This is a genomic window from Pseudarthrobacter sp. NPDC058196 (assembly GCF_042882685.1).
Lineage (GTDB): Bacteria > Actinomycetota > Actinomycetes > Actinomycetales > Micrococcaceae > Arthrobacter.
Window position 1 is genome coordinate 490,009 of the sequence record NZ_JBHVVN010000002.1, and the last position, 20,713, is coordinate 510,721.

18 protein-coding genes and 3 pseudogenes are annotated in these 20,713 nt (G+C 61.6%); 5 read left to right on the forward strand and 16 right to left on the reverse strand.

The genetic code is table 11. The annotated features are described in order from the left end of the window. Positions 1-196: 196 nt before the first annotated feature. The 5 genes and pseudogenes from ACFVVC_RS04955 to ACFVVC_RS04975 all read right to left on the reverse strand — a co-directional run. Positions 197-1,078 carry an alpha/beta fold hydrolase gene (locus tag ACFVVC_RS04955; RefSeq protein ID WP_387449795.1) on the reverse strand — a complete coding sequence of 294 codons (882 nt, stop codon included), beginning with the start codon at positions 1,076-1,078 and terminating at the stop codon, positions 197-199. A 49-nt stretch (positions 1,079-1,127) separates the two neighbouring features. Then, positions 1,128-2,282 (reverse strand): substrate-binding domain-containing protein, encoded by a 1,155-nt coding sequence (locus tag ACFVVC_RS04960; protein ID WP_387449797.1) that lies wholly within the window; start codon positions 2,280-2,282, stop codon positions 1,128-1,130. Positions 2,283-2,384: 102 nt separating this feature from the next. After that, positions 2,385-2,873: a hypothetical protein gene (locus tag ACFVVC_RS04965; protein ID WP_387449799.1), complete on the reverse strand. Its 489-nt coding sequence runs from the start codon at positions 2,871-2,873 to the stop codon at positions 2,385-2,387. A gap of 138 nt (positions 2,874-3,011) precedes the next feature. Next, positions 3,012-4,070: a LacI family DNA-binding transcriptional regulator gene (locus ACFVVC_RS04970; protein ID WP_387449801.1), complete on the reverse strand. Its 1,059-nt coding sequence runs from the start codon at positions 4,068-4,070 to the stop codon at positions 3,012-3,014. Positions 4,071-4,549: 479 nt separating this feature from the next. Continuing rightward, positions 4,550-5,092, reverse strand: a pseudogene (locus ACFVVC_RS04975) (transposase); the annotation flags it as partial. Between the two features lie 391 nt (positions 5,093-5,483). Here ACFVVC_RS04975 and ACFVVC_RS04980 point away from each other — a divergent pair. Continuing rightward, complete coding sequence (locus ACFVVC_RS04980; protein ID WP_387449803.1) at positions 5,484-6,032, forward strand: GNAT family N-acetyltransferase; 549 nt, start codon at positions 5,484-5,486, stop codon at positions 6,030-6,032. Positions 6,033-6,356: 324 nt separating this feature from the next. Beyond that, positions 6,357-6,676, forward strand: a pseudogene (locus tag ACFVVC_RS04985) (IS21 family transposase); the annotation flags it as partial. Positions 6,677-6,692: 16 nt separating this feature from the next. On the opposite strand, the pseudogene ACFVVC_RS04990 reads toward ACFVVC_RS04985, so the two are convergent. From ACFVVC_RS04990 to ACFVVC_RS05030, 9 genes and pseudogenes are all read right to left on the reverse strand, one after another. Further along, positions 6,693-7,448, reverse strand: a pseudogene (locus tag ACFVVC_RS04990) (sugar phosphate isomerase/epimerase family protein); the annotation flags it as partial. Positions 7,449-7,474: 26 nt separating this feature from the next. Then, positions 7,475-7,798, reverse strand: a complete 324-nt coding sequence (locus ACFVVC_RS04995; protein ID WP_387449805.1) for a putative quinol monooxygenase — start codon at positions 7,796-7,798, stop codon at positions 7,475-7,477. A gap of 68 nt (positions 7,799-7,866) precedes the next feature. Continuing rightward, entirely contained in the window at positions 7,867-9,039 is a 1,173-nt protein-coding gene (locus ACFVVC_RS05000) for a Gfo/Idh/MocA family protein (RefSeq protein WP_387449807.1), read from the reverse strand. Between the two features lie 65 nt (positions 9,040-9,104). After that, a complete protein-coding gene (locus ACFVVC_RS05005) occupies positions 9,105-9,926 on the reverse strand; it encodes a sugar phosphate isomerase/epimerase family protein (RefSeq protein WP_387449809.1) in 822 nt (273 codons plus the stop codon). Next, positions 9,923-11,077 (reverse strand): Gfo/Idh/MocA family protein, encoded by a 1,155-nt coding sequence (locus ACFVVC_RS05010; protein WP_387449811.1) that lies wholly within the window; start codon positions 11,075-11,077, stop codon positions 9,923-9,925. Before ACFVVC_RS05010 ends, ACFVVC_RS05005 begins: the two co-directional genes overlap by 4 nt. 5 nt (positions 11,078-11,082) lie before the next feature. Next, positions 11,083-12,069, reverse strand: a complete 987-nt coding sequence (locus ACFVVC_RS05015) for an ABC transporter permease (RefSeq protein ID WP_387449813.1) — start codon at positions 12,067-12,069, stop codon at positions 11,083-11,085. A gap of 2 nt (positions 12,070-12,071) precedes the next feature. Then, positions 12,072-13,580 carry a sugar ABC transporter ATP-binding protein gene (locus tag ACFVVC_RS05020; RefSeq protein WP_387449815.1) on the reverse strand — a complete coding sequence of 503 codons (1,509 nt, stop codon included), beginning with the start codon at positions 13,578-13,580 and terminating at the stop codon, positions 12,072-12,074. Positions 13,581-13,632: 52 nt separating this feature from the next. Further along, positions 13,633-14,793 carry a substrate-binding domain-containing protein gene (locus ACFVVC_RS05025; protein WP_387449817.1) on the reverse strand — a complete coding sequence of 387 codons (1,161 nt, stop codon included), beginning with the start codon at positions 14,791-14,793 and terminating at the stop codon, positions 13,633-13,635. 45 nt (positions 14,794-14,838) lie between these two features. Continuing rightward, the gene (locus tag ACFVVC_RS05030; RefSeq protein ID WP_387449819.1) at positions 14,839-15,321 is read right to left on the reverse strand and encodes a hypothetical protein; all 483 of its coding nucleotides are present in this window, start codon (positions 15,319-15,321) and stop codon (positions 14,839-14,841) included. Positions 15,322-15,533: 212 nt separating this feature from the next. On the opposite strand from ACFVVC_RS05030, the gene ACFVVC_RS05035 reads away from it, so the two are divergent. The 3 genes from ACFVVC_RS05035 to ACFVVC_RS05045 all read left to right on the forward strand — a co-directional run bounded on the left by ACFVVC_RS05035 (position 15,534) and on the right by ACFVVC_RS05045 (position 18,189). After that, complete coding sequence (locus tag ACFVVC_RS05035; RefSeq protein ID WP_387449821.1) at positions 15,534-16,610, forward strand: LacI family DNA-binding transcriptional regulator; 1,077 nt, start codon at positions 15,534-15,536, stop codon at positions 16,608-16,610. 415 nt (positions 16,611-17,025) lie between these two features. Beyond that, a complete protein-coding gene (locus ACFVVC_RS05040; RefSeq protein WP_387449823.1) occupies positions 17,026-17,211 on the forward strand; it encodes a hypothetical protein in 186 nt (61 codons plus the stop codon). A 738-nt stretch (positions 17,212-17,949) separates the two neighbouring features. Next, positions 17,950-18,189: a hypothetical protein gene (locus tag ACFVVC_RS05045; RefSeq protein ID WP_387449825.1), complete on the forward strand. Its 240-nt coding sequence runs from the start codon at positions 17,950-17,952 to the stop codon at positions 18,187-18,189. A 294-nt stretch (positions 18,190-18,483) separates the two neighbouring features. On the opposite strand, the gene ACFVVC_RS05050 is transcribed toward ACFVVC_RS05045, so the two are convergent. Next, a complete protein-coding gene (locus ACFVVC_RS05050; RefSeq protein WP_387449827.1) occupies positions 18,484-18,768 on the reverse strand; it encodes a hypothetical protein in 285 nt (94 codons plus the stop codon). A gap of 81 nt (positions 18,769-18,849) precedes the next feature. Beyond that, on the reverse strand, positions 18,850-19,116 hold the full coding sequence (locus ACFVVC_RS05055) for a hypothetical protein (RefSeq protein ID WP_387449829.1): 267 nt from the start codon (positions 19,114-19,116) through the stop codon (positions 18,850-18,852). Between the last annotated feature and the right edge of the window lie 1,597 nt (positions 19,117-20,713).

Sequence of the window (20,713 nt, forward strand, 5' to 3'; positions counted from 1 at the left end):
CCCAGCGGAAAGTGTCTTTCTGCATGTCATGACAGTGGTCCTTCTGATGACCAGGGAAGCCGGCGGGCGGACTTCAACCTGAGGCAAATGAAATGGGGTTTAGGGGAATGAGCTTTCCGGGTTCGCCGTGATCCCGGTTCTCGATCTCGGGATGCGCGGGACTGACGGTGGTCGTCCCGCGCATCCTGATGTGCTGTTATTCCTTGAAGAACTGCAGGTAGGCCTCTGCGAGAGCCTCTGGATCCTCTTCTGCCAACTGATGGCCCCAAGGAAGGATGACGCCCCTGACGTCATCGGCAACTTCGCGCATCTGCCGCTCGTTGTCCGCGCCGATGAAGAACTCACTTCCCACAGCCAGGACGGGCATAGTGAGTTTAGTTTTTGCAGCCTCGCGGTTTTGGTCCGCATCCTCGAGCGTGGCCCGGTAAATGGCGAACATACTCCGCAACCCGCCCGGCGAGGAGTAGCAGCGGACGTACTCGTCCAGAGCGTCGGGGGTGATCGCCTGGGGGTTGTGCGTCTCGTGCTTGATGAAGTAGTTGAAGTACTCCCGCTCCTTGCCCGTAATCAGCAGTTCCGGAAAGTCCGGCACGCTGTAGAAGTTGATGTGCCAGAGCCAGACGTAGGTACTGACGTTCTCCTTCGTCAGGAAGGAGTAGTCTTCGAGTCCGAAACCGGGGAGGATCATCTCTTGGTAGACGAGTTTTTTTACCCGCTCGGGGTACTGCGCCGCGACCTGGTAGGCGGTGGAGGCTCCCCAGTCTTCTCCAACGAGGTAGAAAGTCTCATAGCCCAGGTGCGTGGCCAGTTGGGCTATGTCCTCGGCCATGTTCTTCATGTCGAAGCCGCCTTGGGGGTGTTCGGAGTCGCCCAAGCCTCGGAGGTCGGGGGCGATGACGGTGTAGTACGGAGTCAGCAGCGGGATCACCCGGCGCCAGTGGTAGGAAGTCTTCGGCACACCGTGCAGGAGGAACAGGGGTTCACCTTCACCTGCGATGGAGTAGTGCAGCCTGACTCCGTTGACGAAAGCCCGCCCGTGCTTGGCTGGTACTCCGTTGTGGTCCTGAATAATTTCCATAATCTAGATCTCCTTGTTCCTGCGATATTTCGGGGGTTGTTGGTGGGACTTACGAGCAGCCATCGGTGGATTTGCACGCCTCAGTCAGTTGGCTGGGCGGATCTTGGTGATAGACCTGCTTCCACGCGTCTGTGAGGTTGTTTTGCAGAACCGGTACCGCCGGGAAAGCGAGCCAGTTCGGCGCGCTGCCGCCCAGGAGGACCTTGACCGCCATATCGGCCTCGGCCAGGCCCTGGTCATAGGGGACTTGGGCGCTAAGAGCCTTAATGTTCCCGCCAGTAGCGAGGTCGGACGCGACGTCAGAGGCGATATTGACTGCCGTGATCGGGACCGTCTTGCCCTGGGCTCGCAGCGCTTGGTCAATGCCTACAGCTGGGACTTCCCACTCAGTGAACATGCCCTGGACATCCGGGTTCGCAGTGAGGAAATTACCGGCGTCCTTGCCCGAGTTAGCCGGATCGAGGAATTCCGTAACCTTGATCTTGATGTCCGACCGGTTTTTCTTCATCCAGTCCACGAAGCCCTTCATGCGTTCCTTTGTCACAAAGAAGTCGACGCCGAAGTCCAGGACGCCCACGGTGCCTCCCTGGGGGATGTACTTTGCCAGCGCCTCAGCGCACACTGCGCCGTTGCCCTGGTTGTCCGAAGACACCATGCCCTGGTAGTCCGTCGGGTATTTCAGACCGGAGGGCACGTTGTCCATCATGATGAGCTTGATCCCGGCAGCTCCGATTTTGCGGTATGCCTCTGCCGTTGCTGTGTCGTCCACAGGGATACTCACAATTGCGTCCGGCTTCAACTGGATCATGTTCTCGATACCGGACACCTGTTTCTGGACATCGAAGTTGGGATCGGCAACTCCAACGACCTCGGCGTTGTATTTCTTAAGCTGTTCGGTAATGCCTCGGACCTGCTCCGTGGACCATTCGATGTTCATGGTCTGCATGACGATGCCGACCCGAAACTTGTGCTGCTTGGCCTGCGCGACTTCCTCGTCGCTGAGCTTGATGTCGTCGAGGGTCCCGGACTTAACACCGTTCGGGCCGAGCCCAACGATGTTTTCGGGTATCAGGTCTTTTGCTTTTACCTGGGCAAGCGGATTCTCCGCCCCGCCGGGAGCTCCCTTTGTGTCCGAGGCGCAGCCTGCGAGCAGCGAAGCCATTGTGGCGAGGGCAAGGGCCCCAGCCGTTACTGACGTTCTCATTCTCGTTCCCTTCAGTTTGGTCGTGCTGATCACGCCCTGGCACTGTTTTCGGGCAGGGCATTGCATGTTGAGAGGTATGGGATATTTACGTGGACTGGTTGCTCAGACGAGGGCGATCGCCAGAGCAGGGGGGACAGGCGACAGGATCAACCCGCCGGCGGCAGAGGCTGTGCGAATTGCAGCAGCCTTGTCAGGGGCGTCCAAAAAGGCCTCAGCGTGCCGTTTGTCGAAAAACAGCCCCATGGAGCAGGCGCCGCGTCGAGCACGGACCCATCGCACGGACTCTGCTGCCACTGCGGCAAGATCCCCGGAGAGCTCCTCCGCACTGCCGTTCACCGTCGTGACCGACACAGGCGAGCTCGTGCCGTCAACAGTGACGACTAGGCTTGCCCAGAGGCTTCCACCGCTGACCACACCCACGACGGCTGAAGAGCCAGCGGGGACAAACTCCCTAACAGCACCTGCGGCCTCCTTGTCGGACCATGCTGCCTTAGTCAGAAGTTCTTCAACATTCGCCCTTTGTGTCGCATCGACGTCATCGAATGCCACACCGGGACGGAGCGCGAGGGCTTGGGCGATGGTGTCGTTCACCCTGCACTCCTTCCTCTTCGTTGAGGTTTAGATTTCCGTGATCGTTTACGGTGTTATCTATCGTGAACGTTTACGGACCAGGTGTCAAGGGTCACAATACGATTTTTTGTGCATTGCGAAGTTCGAGAGGTACTGGAGTTAGTTGCCTGCTCGTATTGCGCTTTGGCGGGGGATCAGCGCAGGAGCAGCCGGAACGCGGTCGACAACCTTGCCGGCGACCACGCCAAGCAAGACCTCGATGCTCACGGCAGCCAGGGACGTAAAATCCTGGCGTACTGTCGTAAGAGGCGGGAGGAAGTAGTCGGAGCCTTCTATGTCGTCGAAGCCGACGATGCTGACGTCGTGGGGAACGCGGACGCCGTTCTCGGCGAAGGCGCGAATGAGGCCAAGCGCAGTGTGGTCACTGGCGGCGAAGATCGCCTGAGGTACCTTTTTTTCTTTGACGAGCTGGAGGCCAGTTTCATATGCCCATTTTGGGCTCCAGTCACCCTCAAGGCACAGGCCCGGTTCCAGGCCGGCATCGTGGAGTGCCGCTTTCCACCCGCGCTTTCGTACGCGGCCGTCAAACCAGTCCATGGAACCTGCGATGTGGGCGATGTCGGTGTGTCCGAGGTCAATGAGGTGCTGAGTTGCAAGACGCGCCCCGAGCTCTTGATTTTCAGAGTAGGTGAAGACGTCCGGTGTGGAGGAAACCCCTGCTGCGATCATCTCAAGAGGCACCCGACGCGTTGCGCTCCAAACTGCAGCAGCCATTGACACCAGCGGCGCTATGACGATTATGCCGTCGACTCCGAGGTCTTCCAGGGTGTTGAGGGCGCTTGGGATCGAGTCCTCGTACGGGGGTTCGACGGAAGCTACGGTGGTTGAGTATCCCTTCTGTCTGGCCACATTCTCCAGCGCAAGAAGCGTCCCGACCGGCCCAAAACGCGGGGACCCATCGGTTATGATGCCGATGGAGGTCGAGCGGTTGGTCACAAGAGTGGTGGCGGCCCGATTGCGGCGGTACCCCACATCCTTGATGATCTGCAATACCCGCTGCCGAGTAGACTCGTTGACTTCGGGATGGCCGTTAAGCACTCGGGAGACGGTGCCGTAGGAGACGCCCGCCATTTGTGCGACTTCTTTGATATTCATCCGCCGCGGGTGCTTGTTGGAATCGGAGGCATTCACCTCCGGATGCGTCGCTGCTCCTGCCACTGCCTCGACTCCTAACACTTCCCGCGGGCCAACCGACCTGTATCCGCAATCAACACTACTCGGCGAAGCCGAAACAGCAGGGTTCTGTTGCGTGTGGAGAGTTACTGAAATGCGGGCCGTTTACAGACCCCGAGAAGATTTCGGATCCTTAATGGTGCGAACGACTGTGGTGAGAGAGTCACGACTGCTGGCTCTCCCCGCCCCAGCAGGCTACTGCGGCGCGAGCAATGAACTCTACTGCAAAGGTCCCGACACAGATTAAGGAGGTCCCCTCTCCGGCATCAGTTGCTGTTAGCGAAAAGCTTGTGACAAGCGAATAGGGGGTGTGGAAATTGGTGCTCCTATTGCTGTCAATGGGTCGCTCGGCCACGCGTTGCCGAGGTTACTTTGGCCGCCGTTCCGGGCCTCAAGGGTCGCGCAGGCTGTCGCTGCGCGACGGCCTGCGGCCGCCCTTGACCCCGGTTCCTGTGCGGCCATGGTCAGGCGGGCAGCATGCGGGCCGACAGAGGATGTGGCGTCTGGACGATCGCGGGGGACTGGCGGTTGAGCCAGGTTTCGTAGCGTTTGTGGAGGTCGTTGTCGTGGCTGAGCCCGCGTTCGAGTCGAGACCGGGTGGTGGGCCAGGCGTGCAGGGCGTCGGCGGCTTGTTGCAGGGTTAGCCGTTTGGCTGTGCGTGTTCTGCGGAGGTTTCCACGATTTGGGGCGGGGGACGGGTGGAGGAGCTGGCCGTAGATTTCCCGGGCGACGTAGCGTTTGAGGCAGCGCATGATTTCCTTGGTGCTTTTGCCTTCCTGGCGTCGTCTGGCCAGGTAGGTCCGGGGTCGGCTGTCGTAGCGTATTCTTACGAGGACGACGCGGTGGATGGCTTTGTTGGCCTGCCGGTCCCCGGCCCGGCTGAGCCGGTGCCGGTTCGTTTTTCCCGATGATGCGGGGATCGGGGCGACGCCGACGAGGGCTGCGAATTTTGCTTCGGTGGTGACGCGTTCGGGGTTATCACCCACGGTGACCAGCAGCTGGCTGGCGACGCCGGTGCCTAAGGCTCCACGGCCTTGTCCATGGCGTCCCTGGAGTTCGTGCCCGCAACCGTCAACCAGCCAGCTCCGTGGTCGGTCCGGTACTCAAGAAGGAACGGCATGGAGGAAAGCATTCCGCACCGAACCAGGTTCAGACAGGGCCGATGTCCCTCTGGGTCGACCGCACGGATACACTTCCCACCCAGGTGGCGAACTGGGGCAGCAGTCCGGCACCTGAAGTAACCCATCCTGACCCTGGACGTAGTCGACGTTCTCCTGAGAGGCTGGCGAACGTTACATGCTCGGCAGGACTCAGCGAAACCGCCACCAGACCGAGCTGTTGCCTCTGCCGCGAGACCAACTGGCCGGGTGCTGGCGGGGCGATTGTTAGTGTGGCCTGGTGACAACACTCGCACTTCGTTGGACTACCGAACTCTCCACCCGTGACTACGCGGATATGGCGGTTCTATTCGATAGTGAATATTCGGAAGACTGGGGTTCCTGGAATCCGAAGCGAGGCTACGGTTACGCGCGAGGTGAGCTGCATTGCTTCGCACGTGTCGGTGGCAAACTCGTTGGATATGCTGCCTCAGCACGCCGCTTCATAGGTGTGGGCAATGATGAGGTTCTCGTCGCAGGCGTGGGTGGTGTCCTGACAGCTGCCGAGGCTCGTGGCCATGGGGTCGGGCGCGAGGTTCTTTTTAGACTGCAAGAAGCTATGCGTGGTTTGGCTCCTGCCGATTTCGGTTTACTCGGTTGCCGTGAAGGGATCGTGCCTTTCTATCAGTCGTGCCGCTTCACGCTTATTGAATCTCGCATTCGAGATGTTTCGCCACGCGATGCCATGAGCGTGATTGAGAGTGCTGGTCCGACCTTGATCTGCGAGGGGACCAAGCCGGTCGGGGCTTGGCCCGACGGAATTGTTGATCTGCGAGGCTTGCCTTGGTAAGCCGTATGCCAACGACTATGCCGGGCATCAGAGTCCTAATTGCTGCGTTTTCATAGGGGCGGTGAAGTACTCCCTAAGCGAGCAGCGGACGCACGTGTTCTGGCGGTAGTGCCCTGAGTGTCCGTGCCGCAGCGAGAACAGTGGTAGTCCTGTGTGATAGCGGCGCAATCGACACAGACCGGTTGACCGCCGGTTTGGATGGCCCCGGTAGGACGGTTACTTCTGGCCCCACTTCGTGACTCGCCGGGCATTGGAGACGGTGATACTGCCCCGCCTTCAACGTTGGATTCATCAGTCCATGGACACGGCGGAGGGCTGGTCTGGATGGAGTCGAGAGTGGAGTTGTTCGCGCAGATCCGCAGGGACGCCCGAGTTGAAGGTCTGTCGGTTCGTGCGTTGGCGGTCCGGCATGGACGGTAAGGCGGGCTTTGGAATCGGCTATCCCGCCGGCCCGGAAGCCTCGGCGAGGTGTGTCCTGGCGGCTGTACCCGTTCAAAGGGGCTATCGATGCGATGCTGGTCGAGGACACGACAGCTCCGCGAAAACAGCGACATACTGCGCGCCGGGTTTTGGCCCGACTGATCGAAGAGCACGGGGCGGAGGAGCTTTCGTATTCCACGGTGCGTAACTACGTACGGGGCCGCTGGGGCCCAGATCGACGGAGCCAAGGACGGTGTTGCGTCCGGTCTGGCGGATCTTGGTGTCCTTGCAGTCCACGTGGTAGATCCGGTTCTTGAAATCCCAGATGAAGGAGACGGGGTCGACGCCGTGCCACATCATGTGCGAGGGGTCCCAGTTCAGGCCGTATGCTTCGCAGTGGCCGATCGCTTCGAGGGTGCGGACGGTGGTCCAGTAGTCGTACGCGATCTCGGAGGGGTGAACTTCGTGGGCGAACCGGACGCCTTGTTCGTCGAAGACGTCCAGGATGGGGTTCCAGCGGTCGGTGAAGTCCTGGTAGCCGGCGTCGATGACTTTTTCCGGGACGGGCGGGAACATGGCCACGTATTGCCAGATGGCGGAGCCGGTGAACCCGACGACGGTGTCCACCCCGAGTGCTTTGGCGAGCCGGGCGGTGTGTTTCATTTCCTCGGCGGCGCGTTGGCGGACGCCTTGGGGGTCGCCGTCGCCCCAGACTTTGGAGCCGACGATGGCCTGGTGGCGGAACTCGATGGGGTCATCGCAGACGGCCTGGCCTTTGAGGTGGTTGGAGATGGCCCAGACCTTGAGGTTGTACTTGTCAAGGATTTCCAGTTTGGAGTCGATGTAGCCGGGTTCGTCCCAGCGCCAGGCGTCCAGGTGGTCTCCGGAGACGGCGATTTCCAGTCCGTCGTAGCCCCAGCCGGAGGCGAGGCGGGCGACTTATTCGAAGCGCAGGTCGGCCCACTGGCCGGTGAACAGGGTGAAGGGGCGGGGCATGGGGGCTCCTTGGTGCTCGGTAGGGATCAGCTGAAAGGCGTGAGGGGAGTGACGGAGAACGGTACCGCCACTAGCTGGTCGACTCCCTTCACGAAGTCCTTTACGTGGTCTTGTGCGTTGTGTGCTTCGAGGTCCTCGCGGCGGGCCCAGCCTTCGAAGAGGACGAACGTGCCGGGTCGCTGCCCGTCCGCGAAGACGGTGTACTCCAGGCATCCTGGGTCTTTGCGGCTTAGCGTCTGCAGGTTGTGGAGGGCGTCTTGGAGGTCGGTTTCGTGCCCGGATTTGGCGATGAAGACCGGCATTAGCCAGGCTTCTGCGGGTTCCTGGTGGTGGGCAAGGGGATTTGGCATCTCGTGTTCCTTGATGGTGGGTGCGCGGTTCGGGGAGGACGGCTTTGTGCCGGCCCTCCCCGCTTAGGTCAGGCGGTGATCTGTGGCACGTCGACCCACGATTCTTTTGCAGCGGACTCGACGATTGCGTCATCGATGAGGGCTACCTGGTAGCCGTCGGCGAAGCTCGGGCTGACGCTTCCGCCTTCCGCAATGGCCTTGAAGAAGTCGTGCGCCTCGATGATCTTCGTTTCGCCGTATCCAATGCCGAGGGCAGGGATGGGCCAGAGTCCTTCTCCGTAGGGGTGTGCGGGCCCGGTGTAAACGGTCCGGAATCCCCGGCGGTCACCTGGGTCGGAAGCGAAGCAGACCTGCAGTTCGTCGCGCCGCTCATAGTTGAACACGATGCTTCCTTCGGTCCCGTGGATTTCGAAGGTGATGTAGTTGTTCCGTCCGTGGGCGTTGCGTGTTGCTTCCACCGAACCCACCGCTCCGTTGGCGAAGCGGATCATGGTCATGACCTCGTCGTCCACATCCACCTGGCCGCGCGGGCCTTCTCCGCCGCGTACGGAGCCCAGCGCGTCGGCGCCACCGGTTTGCAGCGGCCTCTCGGGGATCCAGGTGGACAGGAGGGCATTGACGGCGCTGAACTCGCCGACCAGGTAGCGCGCCATGTCAATGACGTGCGTTGCGATGTCGCCGAGGGCGCCGGAACCTGCGATGGATTTCTGGAAGCGCCAGGACAGCGGGGAGTTGGGGTCGGCGCTCCAGTCCTGCAGGTAGGTGCCACGGAAGTTGAGGATTTGTCCGATTGCCCCTTCTTCGATGTATTTCTTTGCCAGCGCGACGGCGGGTGTGCGCCGGTAGTTGAAGGCGACCATGTGGACGATGTTCTTGTCTTTGACCGCGTCGTACATCGCTTTGGATTCTTCGCCCGTACGCGCCAAGGGCTTTTCGCAGATGATGTGCTTCCCTGCTTCGGCGGCGGCGATAGCAATTTCGGCGTGGAGATGGTTGGGCGTGGCGATGTCTACCACGTGGATGTCCGGATCATCAATGATGCTGCGCCAGTCCGCGGTGGAGTTCTCGAACCCGAAGCGGCGGGCCGCCTCCGCGGCGAGATCCGGGTTGGCTTCAGCGATGACCTTGCGGACCGGGAGTGCAGGTGCGGGCCAGAAGAACATGGGCATGGCGGCGTAAGCCAGTGAATGGGCCTTGCCCATGAAGCCGCCTCCGATGAGGCCGACGTTGAGGTTCTGCATGTGAATCTTGTTCCTTCCGGAGGGCGGGGCAGCTGCCGGCTGTGGCAGTCCCCTGCGGTTGAAAATTAGTGGGAGAGGAGCTTGTCGAGGTATTTCTTGCTGAGGACTGCTGCTTCCCGGGGGTCGCCGTCGTAGTTGTCGAGTTCGACCATGAGCCAGCTGTCGTATCCGCTTTCCCGGATGGCGGCGATGATGTCCGGAAAGTCCAGCTCGCCCTGTCCCAGTGGCAGGAAGTTGAAAGGGTCCTTCTGAAAGTCCTTGAGGTGGACGTGCTGGATCCTGTCGGGGTACTTCCGGATGACTGCGGCCGGGTCTGCTCCGCCGGCTGCAAGGTGTGCGGTGTCCGGGCAGAAGCCGATTCGGGTGAGCGGCATCAGCCTGTCCAGTTCTTCCGGGCTTTCGACGATGGTGCTCAGGTGCGGGTGGTAGCTTGCCGACAGGCCGAAGCCTTCCGCGATGTCCGCTACTCCGTCCAGAGCCCCACCGAGGCGATGGTAGTCCTCGTCAGTAGTTCCGGCGGCGCGCCGTGCTCCGCCACCCACGACGAGCCGTTCCGCTCCGAAGCTCGCGGCCAATTCGGCGGCGCGGTGAATGCGGTGCATTTCGTCCGGAAGTATGTCGGCGTAGATGAAGTTCGCCCCGGTATAGACGCTTGTTAGTTCGACTCCGGCGGTACCCAGGATTTCCTTGAGTTCTTCGGGCTTCTCCGCGTATTCCACGAGGTTGCCGTCAAACATTTCAACACCCTGGTAGCCGACCGAGGCGATGTCCCGGACCGCGTCCCGCATAGACCCGTGGGTCATGTAGAACAGGTCCTTCACGCTCGTCACGCCTTGAGGGTGGCCGACCACGCCGCCCCAGGTGATGGAACAGTAACCGAGTTTCATTGCTTTTGCCTTTCAGCTGCTGGGGAAGACTTGAGTGATCCGATGAGGTCGTTGTCGTGGGGAATGTCGACCCACCGCTGCTGGGCAGCAGAGGCTACGACCGCATCGGTAATGAGTGCTGCGCGCAGGCCGTCCCGGAACGTAGGCAGGCCTTCGGGTGCCAGCCCCTGAATAGCTGCGTATACGTCGGCGACGAAGGCGTTGAAGCTGTCCTGGTATCCCTGCGGGTGGCCCGGGGGAAGTTTGGCGTATCGCCGGCCGCCGGGTGTGCTGAGGGTCTGCGGGCCGACGGCGATGTCGGAGCTGGACTCGGTCCTGCCCACGTGCAAGGTGTCCGGTCGCTCCTGGTTGAAGATGAATGACGCTTCGGTTCCGTCGAAAGAGAACCAGAGGCGGTTCTTCCTGCCGGGACTGACTTGGCTGACCACCAAAGACCCTGTGGCACCCTTGTCCGTCTCGAACAGGAGCGTGGCGCCGTCCTCGGTGGCAACGGAGGACAACCGGCCGCCGGTTTCGCGTTCGTCGTAGGCCCGGCTGGTCTTCGCCACAAGCCTGGTGATTCTGTGCCCGGTGGTGAACTCCATCAGGTCACACCAGTGGACGCCGATGTCACCGAACGCCCTGGAGGCTCCTCCGAGCTTTGAATCGACGCGCCAGTTTGTGGCTTCCGCGCCGGCCAGCCAGTCCTGCAGGTAGGAGCCGTGCAGGAGCCAGAGCCGGCCGGCGTCGCCGCGGAGGATACGGTCGCGGGCCTCGCGGACGGCCGGATAAAACCGGTACACGAAAGGCACCCCGGTGACGACGCCTGCCCGATCGGCGAGGTTCGTCAGTTCCCGGGCGTCCTCAACGCTGGTGGCGAGGGGCTTCTCACATATAACCGCTTTTCCTGCCGCAATGGCCTTGCGTGCGAGGTCGGCATGGGTCGCGTTCGGGGTGCAGATGTGGATGACATCCACATCTGATCGTGCGATGAGTGTTTCAGGGGATTCGGCTGCGAAGCGGGCGCCGAGCGCCGATGCTGCGGCTTCTGCGGAAGCTTGGCTGCTCCCGGCGATTGCGATGACTTCACCGCCTGCTGCGCGGACCGCGTTGGCGTGGACAGAACCCATGAATCCTGTTCCGATAATTCCGGCGCGTAGTTGGACAGCCACGGTCGCTACTTCTTTCGGGCGAGGGCGACGGCCAGGATGATGATGACGCCGCGGACTACCTGCTGTTGGCTGCTGTCGAGTCCGGCGAGGATCAGCCCGTTGTTGATCAGGCCTATCAACAGCGCACCGAAGAGGGTGCCGATGATGGAGCCGAACCCGCCGAAGAGGCTGGTTCCGCCCAGGATGACGGCGGCGATGGCCGAGAGTTCGTCTCCCGCTCCCCACTGGAACCGTCCGGACTGGAGCCGGCCGGCGTAGAGCATGCCGGCGACGCTTGCCACCATGCCCGAGATGAGGAGCACTTGGAATTTGATGCGCTTGGTGTTGATGCCGGTGAACTCCGCGGCGTTGCGGTTTCCTCCTGTGGCCAGGACCTGGCGGCCGAACCTGGTACGGTTCAGCACGACGGCGCCGATGGCGACGAAGATTGCACTCCAGACAACCAGGCCCGGAATAGGACCGAAGTTGCCGGATCCAAACACCATGTTGAACGTATCGCTCAGGATGGGCTGGGGCGCCGACGCCGTGATCCACTGGGCGACGCCGACGGCTATGCCCAGCATGCCGAGTGTCACCAGGAACGACGGGATGCCAAGGAGGCTGACCAAGGCACCGTTGATCGATCCGACGACAAGCCCGACGGCGAGGCCGGCGAGAATGCCGGGGACCAGGCCCCATTGGGAGAGCGCCATCGCGGTGCACACACTGGAGAGGCCAGCCACGGATCCAACGCTAAGGTCGATCTCCGCACACGCGATCACGTAGGTCATGCCGACGGCGATGACGGTGATCGTGGCGGTTTGCCGGAAGATGTTCAGCAGGTTGTTCGGCGACAGGAAGCCCTGGTCGCGGAGGAGAACGGCGAAGAAGAGGAAAACGACGACGAAGCCGATGTAGATGACGTAGCGACGCCAGTCGAGTTCCTTGAGTATGGTGCCGAAGTTTCGGGGGGCCACGGTGTCCCGGGGCGCGACGGTGTTTACCTTGCTCACTTTCAGACTCCCTGTACTGCGAGTTGGAGATATTCCTCGTCAGCGATCTCGCTGCGGGGGATGTCACGGATGATGGAGCCGTCCTTGACGACGAGGACGCGGTCACTGACCGCGAGTAGTTCGGGGTACTCGGAGGAGATGACAATGACGGCCTTGCCGGCACTGGCAAGCTCCCGAATCATGTCCAGAATTTCGCTTTTGGTGCCGATGTCGACGCCGGCCGTTGGCTCATCCAGGATCAGAATGTCCGGATCGGTGCCCAACCACTTGGCAATCACCACCTTCTGCTGGTTGCCGCCTGAGAGGAGCCGCACCGGGCGGTGCGGGTGGGCGACCTTTACTGCGAACCTTTTGATCAGCGACGAGGACAACTCCTTGCCCTTGGCGCCATCCAGGAAGGGCCCCTTCTGAATCCGGCCAAGCAGCGGCAGCAGCAGGTTGTCCTGGACGGAGTGCTCCAAGACGAGGCCTTGGGCCCTCCGGTCCTCCGGTATGAGGGCAACGCCGGCATTGATGGCCTGCTGCGGCGAGCCAAGGTTGACCTTTTTGCCCCGCAGGAGGATTTGACCGCTGTCCACCTTGTCAATGCCGAAGAGGGCACGGGCGAGCTCGGTTCGCCCGCTGCCCATCAGCCCTGCCAGGCCGAGGATTTCGCCGGGCCGGAGCACGAACGAGACGTCCCTCACCCGGTGGCCTGCATTAAGTCCGCGGACTTCCAGCAGCGGCTCCGCGTCGTGGGCGCCATGATCACGCGCCCGATAGGAGAGCTGGCCTTCGATCCTCCTGCCGACGATGCCTTCCACGATCTGTTCGGGAGTGACGTCCGTCAGCGGCGCGGTGAGGAGGTGGCGGCCGTCGCGGAGGATGGTGATCCGATCCGCCAGCCTGTACACCTCATCCATGCGGTGGGAGATATAGATGATCGAGATACCTCGCTGTTTTAGTCGATCAATCAGTTCGAAGAGCGCTTCGGACTCATGCCGGGCAAGGCTGGCAGTGGGCTCGTCCATGATGAGCACCTGGGCATTCTGCGCAAGCGCCTTGGCGATCTCGGTCAGCTGCCAGTAGGCGGTGCCGAGCCGCGAGACGCCGGCGCGCGGGTCGACGTCGACCTCCATCTCATTGAAAACCTCCCTGGCGCGGCGCACCGCGGCACGGTCGTCAATGAGCCCGCCCTTGGCGAGCGGTTCGGCGGCCAGGAAGATGTTCTGTGCAACGGTCAGGGTCGGTACCAGGCTGAACTCCTGGAAGACCATTCCGATCCCGGCGGCCTTCGCGTCCTGGATCGAGTTGATGGCGGTTGGCTTGCCTCCGATGAGGATTGTGCCGGCGTCCGCCTGGTAGACGCCCTGAAGGATTTTCATGAGCGTGGACTTTCCCGCGCCGTTGCCCCCCGCCAGCGCGTGGACCTCACCCTTGCGGACGTCGAAGCTGACATCCTTCAATACGGGAACGCCGTTGAAGCTCTTGGAAATCGAGCGCATCTCGACGACATTGTCTGCGGTATTCATCGTTGCCCTTTCGGCGCGGCGCGGGGGCGGGACCCCCGCGCCGCGGCGTTCGCTACTTCTTGTAGGAGTCCTGGATGTCCTTCGGGGCGTCCTCGTGGTAGACCTGCTTCCAGGCGTCCAGGACGTTGGAGTGGTCAACCGGAAGGGCACTCAGCGCCACATAAGCGGGCGCTGTCTTGCCGATGAGCGCTCCTGCGGCCAGCCGGGCTTCCGTGACGCCCTGGTCGAACGGAACCTGGGCTCCAAGGCCGACGACAAGTTCATTCTTGGCCAGTGCAATCGCGACATTCTTGCCGAGGTCCTCTGTGGCGATCTTCAGGTCCGGCCGGCCTGCGGCCCTGGCTGCGGCCATGACACCTTCTGCGGGAACGTCCCAGACCGCCCAGATTCCGGACAGGTCGGCGTGCTTGCTGAGCATTGCGTTCGCGGAAGCCTGGGCATCTCCTGCGAAGTCCGGACCGGCAATCCCCTTTTCCTCGACGATCTTGATGTCCGGGTATTCCTTGGTAATCGTGTCCTTGAATCCCTGATAGCGCTGCTTGGTCACGAAGAAATCGGCCTGGTGGAAGATAACTCCGATTTTGCCTTTGCCACCGAGCGCTTTGGCCATTTGGTGGGCAGAGACGACGCCGTTGCCGTAGTTGTCAGCGGAAACAACGGACACATAGTCTTTGCCGGCAGTCAGTCCCTGGGGGATGTTGTCCATGAAGACGAGCTTGGTGCCGGCGTCCGCGGCTTTCTTGTAGGCGGAGGCGGTAGCCACAGGATCCGTGGGGATGGAGACGATGATGTTCGGGTTCTGCGACATGACCGTCTCAATGTCCGAGACTTGCTTGTCCGGCTTGAAGTTAGCGTCAGTCGTGGCAATGACCTTGATCCCGAGCTTGTCGAACTCGGTCTTCAGTCCGTTGATCTGGGCGGTGGCCCAGTCGTTGCCACCGTAGTGCATCACGATGGCTGCTTTGGCGTTGAGTGCCTTGACCTTGTCGATCTCTTGGGGCGTCAGGTCTGCTGCCGACGCCGGCGAAGGCGTCTCGCCGTTGGGGCCCTTGCTGAGGACCTGTCCCCTGATCTCATCAAGGGCCTTCTGGGCCTTGCCGGACACGCCGGAGTCGGGAGCATTCGACGAGCTCGTTGCCGAACTGCTGCAGGAAGCGACGGAAAGGGACAGTACTGCGGCAAGGGCCACAAGGGGAAGCCTGCGGATCATCATTGTTCTCCAGTGCTTTGGGTGGATGGGATGGACGCCTGGGGTAGCTCAGGCGAGGGCGATAGCGAGGGCCGGCGGCACCGGGGACAGGACGAGGCCGCCGGAGGCCGAGGCTGTGCGGATGGCGGTGGCCTTGTCTGAAGCTCTCAAGACCGCCTCTGCGTGTACTTTGTCGACGAAGAAGCCCAAGGAACACGGTCCGTGGTGGGCTTGGACCCACTTCACCGCCGCGTTGGCCGCTTTCGACATGTCACCGCCCGCTTCCGCGGCCGGGGCGCGAAGGGTGGACGCTAATGCGGGTTTGCCCGAGTTGTCGACGGAGACCACCAGGCTTGCCCAGAGACGGTCTTCATCGAAGATTCCGACGACCGCCGAAGAGCCGGCGGAGACGAAGGTGCGGACAGCGACTGCCAGATCGCCTGGCGCTGTATCCCTCAAGAGCACTTCGAGATTTGCCCACTGGTTCTGGTCGACATCCCGAAGCCCGGCGTCCGGATCGAGCGCGAGTGCGTAGACGATCTGGTCGGGCATCGCGCTCCCTTTCCTCATTGAAATAAATGGTCACGTAAACGTTCACGGATAGTTCGTAAACGTTTACGGACATCATCGTAAACGTTTACGGAGATTAGTGTCAAGAGTCACGTCAGCAGCTGTTTCAGCGGATGTGCGGTTACGGCCCGACGTAAGATCGAGAGGCAGGGAACCGAGAGATTCCAACCGTGAGACGCAAGACAGGAGTGAGCATGGCAGGCGCAGCTGTTCCCCGCGAGGCGAACGGGGGGCCACCGGCCGCCCCACCGCGCCGGAAGCCCACTATCAACGATGTGGCGGGCATCGCCGGCGTCTCCTTTGGCACCGTCTCGCGGGTACTCAATGACGCACCGGACGTAAGTGCGGCAACCCGGCAACGGGTTCTGCAGGTCATCAAGGACATCGGGTACCGCAGGAACCGGGCCGCCACGGCGCTGGTCACCAGCCGGTCCACTTCCATAGGCATACTTTCCGACGGCTCCCCCCGGTTCGGCCCGGTGGGCACGCTCATGGCCCTCGAGAACATTGCACGCAGGAAGGGTTACGCCACGACTGTCATTAGCGTCGAACGGCCTTATGGTGAGTCGGTTCAGGCCGCCCTGGACACCTTGGACGATACCGGCGTGGGGGGAATCATTGTCATCGCCCCGGTGGTGGAGATGGCAGCTGCCGTATGGAACGCCTCGTGCCGCGTACCGGTGGAGATGATCGCAGCAGGAGCCTCATCGACTCCCAACGTCTTCTCCTATTCGGAGAACCAGGAGTTGGGTGCACGGCTGGCCACCCAGCACCTGATAGACCTGGGCCACACCGACATCGCCCACTTCGCCGGCTCCATGGACTGGTTCGACGGCCGGGTACGCAAACGCGGATGGGAAACGGCGCTTCGCGACGCCGGCCTCACACCAGGGCTGTGCCTCGAAGGCGATTGGAGCCCGCGATGGGCCTATGAGACCGCCCTCCAGCTCGTTCGGGAACATAAGGTGCCGCAGGCAATCTTCGCAGCCAGCGACCACACGGCTCTCGGACTAATACGCGCCTTCGCTGAAAATGGGCTCAGGGTCCCGGAGGACGTGAGCGTGGTCGGTTTCGACGACATCGAAGGCTCCGACTATTTCCTGCCTCCCCTTACCACTGTTCGCCAGGACTTCACGGCTTTAGCGCTTATGAGCATGGAAGTGCTTCTAGGTGCCATGGAAGGGCGCGATGTGGACCGCACCCCGATCGCGCCTACCCTTGTTGTACGCAACTCCACCCGCCCCACGGCCCACAAGTCCTACGAGGCGTAGCAATGCAGAACCTTGGCGCGCGAATCCGCCCGCTTCAACTACGGACGTTGGCGTCAGAATAGTTCGAAGGTTCGCTTATTAACAGTGGCTCATGAGGTTCGCAGATCCCACCCCGACAGTCGGGCGCTGATGATCATCGTCGACGGCAAGATCGTCGTGAGGCAGGCCGGCGATACCGTCATCGTTAGCGCCCGTGCGCTTGGCATCGTTGTCAGCGCTTTCGTGGTGTCCGGTCCAAGGGGTCCGGAGACCGAAACGATCGCATTGGCAGGAATGTTCGAACTGTTCAACGACGCGGAATCTGACTTCAGGTTCCGCCTAACAGCACCAGACGGCACCGTTATGGCCGTACCAAACCCCTTACCACCAAGAAAAGAGTCCGTGGCAGGCATGCCGCCGTCCGAGAGTACGCGGCATGGGTCTGATCACCGACTCCTGCACGGCAGCCCCTCCCACAGAATCGAGAACCTCCGACGACCCGGCAAGTCAATCCGCCGATCCTCTGAAGACATCAAAGATCAGCTTCGACGCCCGCGCCGAGGCAGTCCGCAAAGCCGTCTCCGGGGCCCGCTGGGCCGGGGCAATCCACAGCCTTTCCTGACCGGCCGGGAGGGGTCTCTAAAGCGCCCCTGCGGTCCGGACGAGGACACCCTCGCGCCGATGACGCGTCTGTGGCAGAGAGGCCCTCGCGAACGCCGAAGGGGACCGCTAACAGGCAGAAATTCGTGGCGGCCATTTCATGGCGGGTCATTTGTCGTCTTTGGCGCCATTGCAGGCTTGTCCTACCTCCCACGTCCACCGGCCCGGAAGTTCCCCGCAGCCGATCGGCCAGCAGCTTTGGTGCACCGTGTGCTGCACGAACAAGCATTCGGTCAGCGCTTCCATTAATCCCTACGGGCCAGCCACGGCTCTTGGGGAAGTACTCGTTGACGTCGCCTACACTTCCATGGCGTGCGAATTCTCTTACTCCCATGCCGCTACTGTTGCCCAGGTCGCCTGCGTTCTCAACCGCCCTGATTCCAGGACATCATCAGGCGTTTTGCAGTTCGGCGGAACGTATATTCACTGTGGTCAGCCCATGCACACTGCAGGGTCAGAAAAGCGGAGCATCTATGCCCCGGTGACCTCGGAGGAGGGCGTCGAGCCTGTTCTGGACGTGTATTTGAGCACCAGGGTCCTGAAGTGCGCTTGTGGATTCCAGATGGAAATCATTGACTGAGGCACGGCGTCGCACGCCCACGCTTGTCACCATCAGCCGTAATGGCATGTGAGGGCTCATGCGTCTGACGCCTGCCCGGAGGCCCTGTTTCCGGGACTCTGGTCGTGAGATCATTCCTGCATGGATCTCAATGATTCGGATCAGGCCCCGCTGCGGCGGGTCCGGGGCTACGGTGAGAACACCGGGCACGGTTACCGCCACGAAGTGCTGACTCAAGAGCAGCTGTGGGCGCAAGGTCGACGGCGGAAGGACGCCGAACAAAAGCTTGAGCGGCACCTCGAGGAGGCGCACATCAAGGACAGCATTCCCAGGAGTGATGAGGACTCCGCGGATCCGGCCGGCCACAGCCCTCGGCCGTAGTCCTCCTGCCCCTGTGCACACTCGACCGGCAGGGCTGGCGCCATTATGAGGGCTGTTCCCGTGGCAGTTTGCTGTGCGCCGGATCCTTGCGGTCCCGCGGCCCTCCGTGAAGGATTGGGTGCTTTTTCGTGCTGACATAGACGCGGGAGGCTTCTATCTTTGTTCCTAGGGGCAGCGTGTTCCTGCGCGAAAGCACGCAAAGGCCGGGCCGACAGCGAAGCGAACTGCCGTTCAGTTCGTACCCCTGGTCTCGTCGGCCCCTCGCAGTCGTGATGGGTGAAGGCGCTGCCGGCGCTAGATGAGATCAGGTTGGCTGGAGAGGATGTAATCCAATGCTGCCGGGCCCGTCATTGAGAGGCCGGGCCAGAGGTGGTGGCCATCGTCGTGGTGGTAGTTCCTCGTGTGCCCGAGTTCCTTGATTGCCGACCAAAAGACGTGGTCTGAGCTCGGCTTCTTACCGTTGAGGGCGCACCAGCTCAGGTGGAGGCCGTACATCTCCTCATCGCGAAGACCGGACTCCTTATCAGGGTCCTTGATAATGCACTCCGAGATGAACCGGAGGTAGTTATCAGCGTTCATGACTGCACTCCATCAGTTCGCTACTGCTGTTCGTTGATCAAAAGAGTACGTCGACCTGGAACCCGGCAGGGGACCGGCCCGTCAAAGGGTTGTCAGGTCCCGGTCGTCTCCGGTGAGGAAGCCGGACGTGAGGAGCTGGAGGCGTTCGGTCAGTCCCGCCGTTGTGGGTGTCAGGGCTTCGAGGGCCCGGAGGGTTGCGGAGTCGTTGATCTGGACCCACCATCCCTGACGCGGAAGCCGGATTTCGCAGATTGAACGGCCCATTTGCCAGTCGACGGATATAGCCCACGGGACGTCGATGCCGTTCTCCTCGGCCTGGGCCCGGACGCTGGTGATGTAGTCTCGCACGAAAGGTTCTTAGGGGTTGTCGCTCATGACCCATTCCAGTGCAGCGGCCCTCGAAGTAAAGAATCGCGTAGGGCATGGCGGGACGTGAATGCCCAAGAAAAAATTGGCTAAAACACGGTCCACGGGGCTGGTGCCCAAAAGCGCGATCCGGGATGCTGCGCAACGAATGGAAAACACAGCCCTGGCTTGCCGGCTCACCGAACGTGTAGTGGCCATATCAACAAGCATCGGGTATTCCGCGCCGTTGGCGACTGTGTTGACCGATGCCATGGCTGCCCTGGCATCCACTTCCTCGATACGAACATCGGGATCCCAGACAAGGTGGATAAGACCTGGTGGCTCGAGACCCACAACACCCTTGCCACCGCCAACTCTAAGCGGTTCCATTCATTTGCTCCCCAGCCGAAAAGGTTCCGGAATCGGTACCCACAGTAACTGAGTCCCTAGGAATGTTGACCACTTCGCGTCGCATTGGACTCGCAACACCCACCTTTGACCCCTCGGCTGTCTACGTGAAGCCGCTTGACCTCGACCTGGCACGGGCCGGGGGAGCTGGCGTGCAGATGGCGCCGGCGCCACCGCCACCGCCGTGTAGGTGGGTCTGGAGTGCGATGCCTCACTGCTGGACGCCCCACCCGCAAAGTGCGGTTACTTACTACTTGCAGGAACAGTAAAGGTTCCCACCAGGCAGCGGCCCGATAGAGATCATGGCGGCTTGAATTCTTCACTGCCACAGCGTGCATTCTGCGATACGACAAACTAGTCCATAGGCATGTGTCAGCGATGGTCGGCATCCGATCTGCAGGAAGCAAGAGTTCCCGCAGCTTCCGCTGCAGCCTGGGCCGGTCAAACTGAGACAAAACGGTCATCGGCCGCACCTACAGCAGATTCCCGGCTGCGGAACAGCAGGGCCTGCCCGCTGAGGGACACCTCGTCGCGGCCCGGGAATGGGCCGAACCGGACAGCAGCGAAGAGTACTCCTGGAGCCCCTTCCAGGGCTCCCTGCCTCGGCCATTTCCCAGAACCGATAATGGAGATTCCGTCAGCTTCGCGGACTTCGCTTAACTGCCCGATCAAAGACTGTGGACAATGTCCACACTCTGCGGTTCGGGCCGGGTGGTTTAGGGCCAGGATTGGCCCGTATTCCGCGTGTTTTCGCGGGTTCCTAGCGTTTCCAAGGGTGGGAATGTAGTTCGAGTCCCACCTCGGGCACGACGTATTCCCTCGTCAGGGGCGATTTTGCTTTGACGTGTGTACAAAGCCTGCGGTCGCGTCGTCTGACGGGTTAGGTCGCGGGGCTTTGGCCTGGCTGCCGCGGAGCCTATTCAGGTGCGTGGGTGGCGGGTTCAAGTCCCTGGCTGGTGGGCCTTCCGCCTACTGTGGCTGGGTTATGCGGTTCCTCGTTCCGGTTGTGTCGGGTTGGTCGGGGGTGGCCAACACCAGTTCATGGTCCTGGCTTGCGGGCACAACATGACTTCGTCGAGTTGGGGGCGCATGTTCTTGGGACTGCCCCCGGTTTTGTTGACTCCTTGACCTAGCGAGCTTGTGCTCGTGGAAGGATGTTGACCATGCCCACGGCTTATGGGGCGGAGTTCCG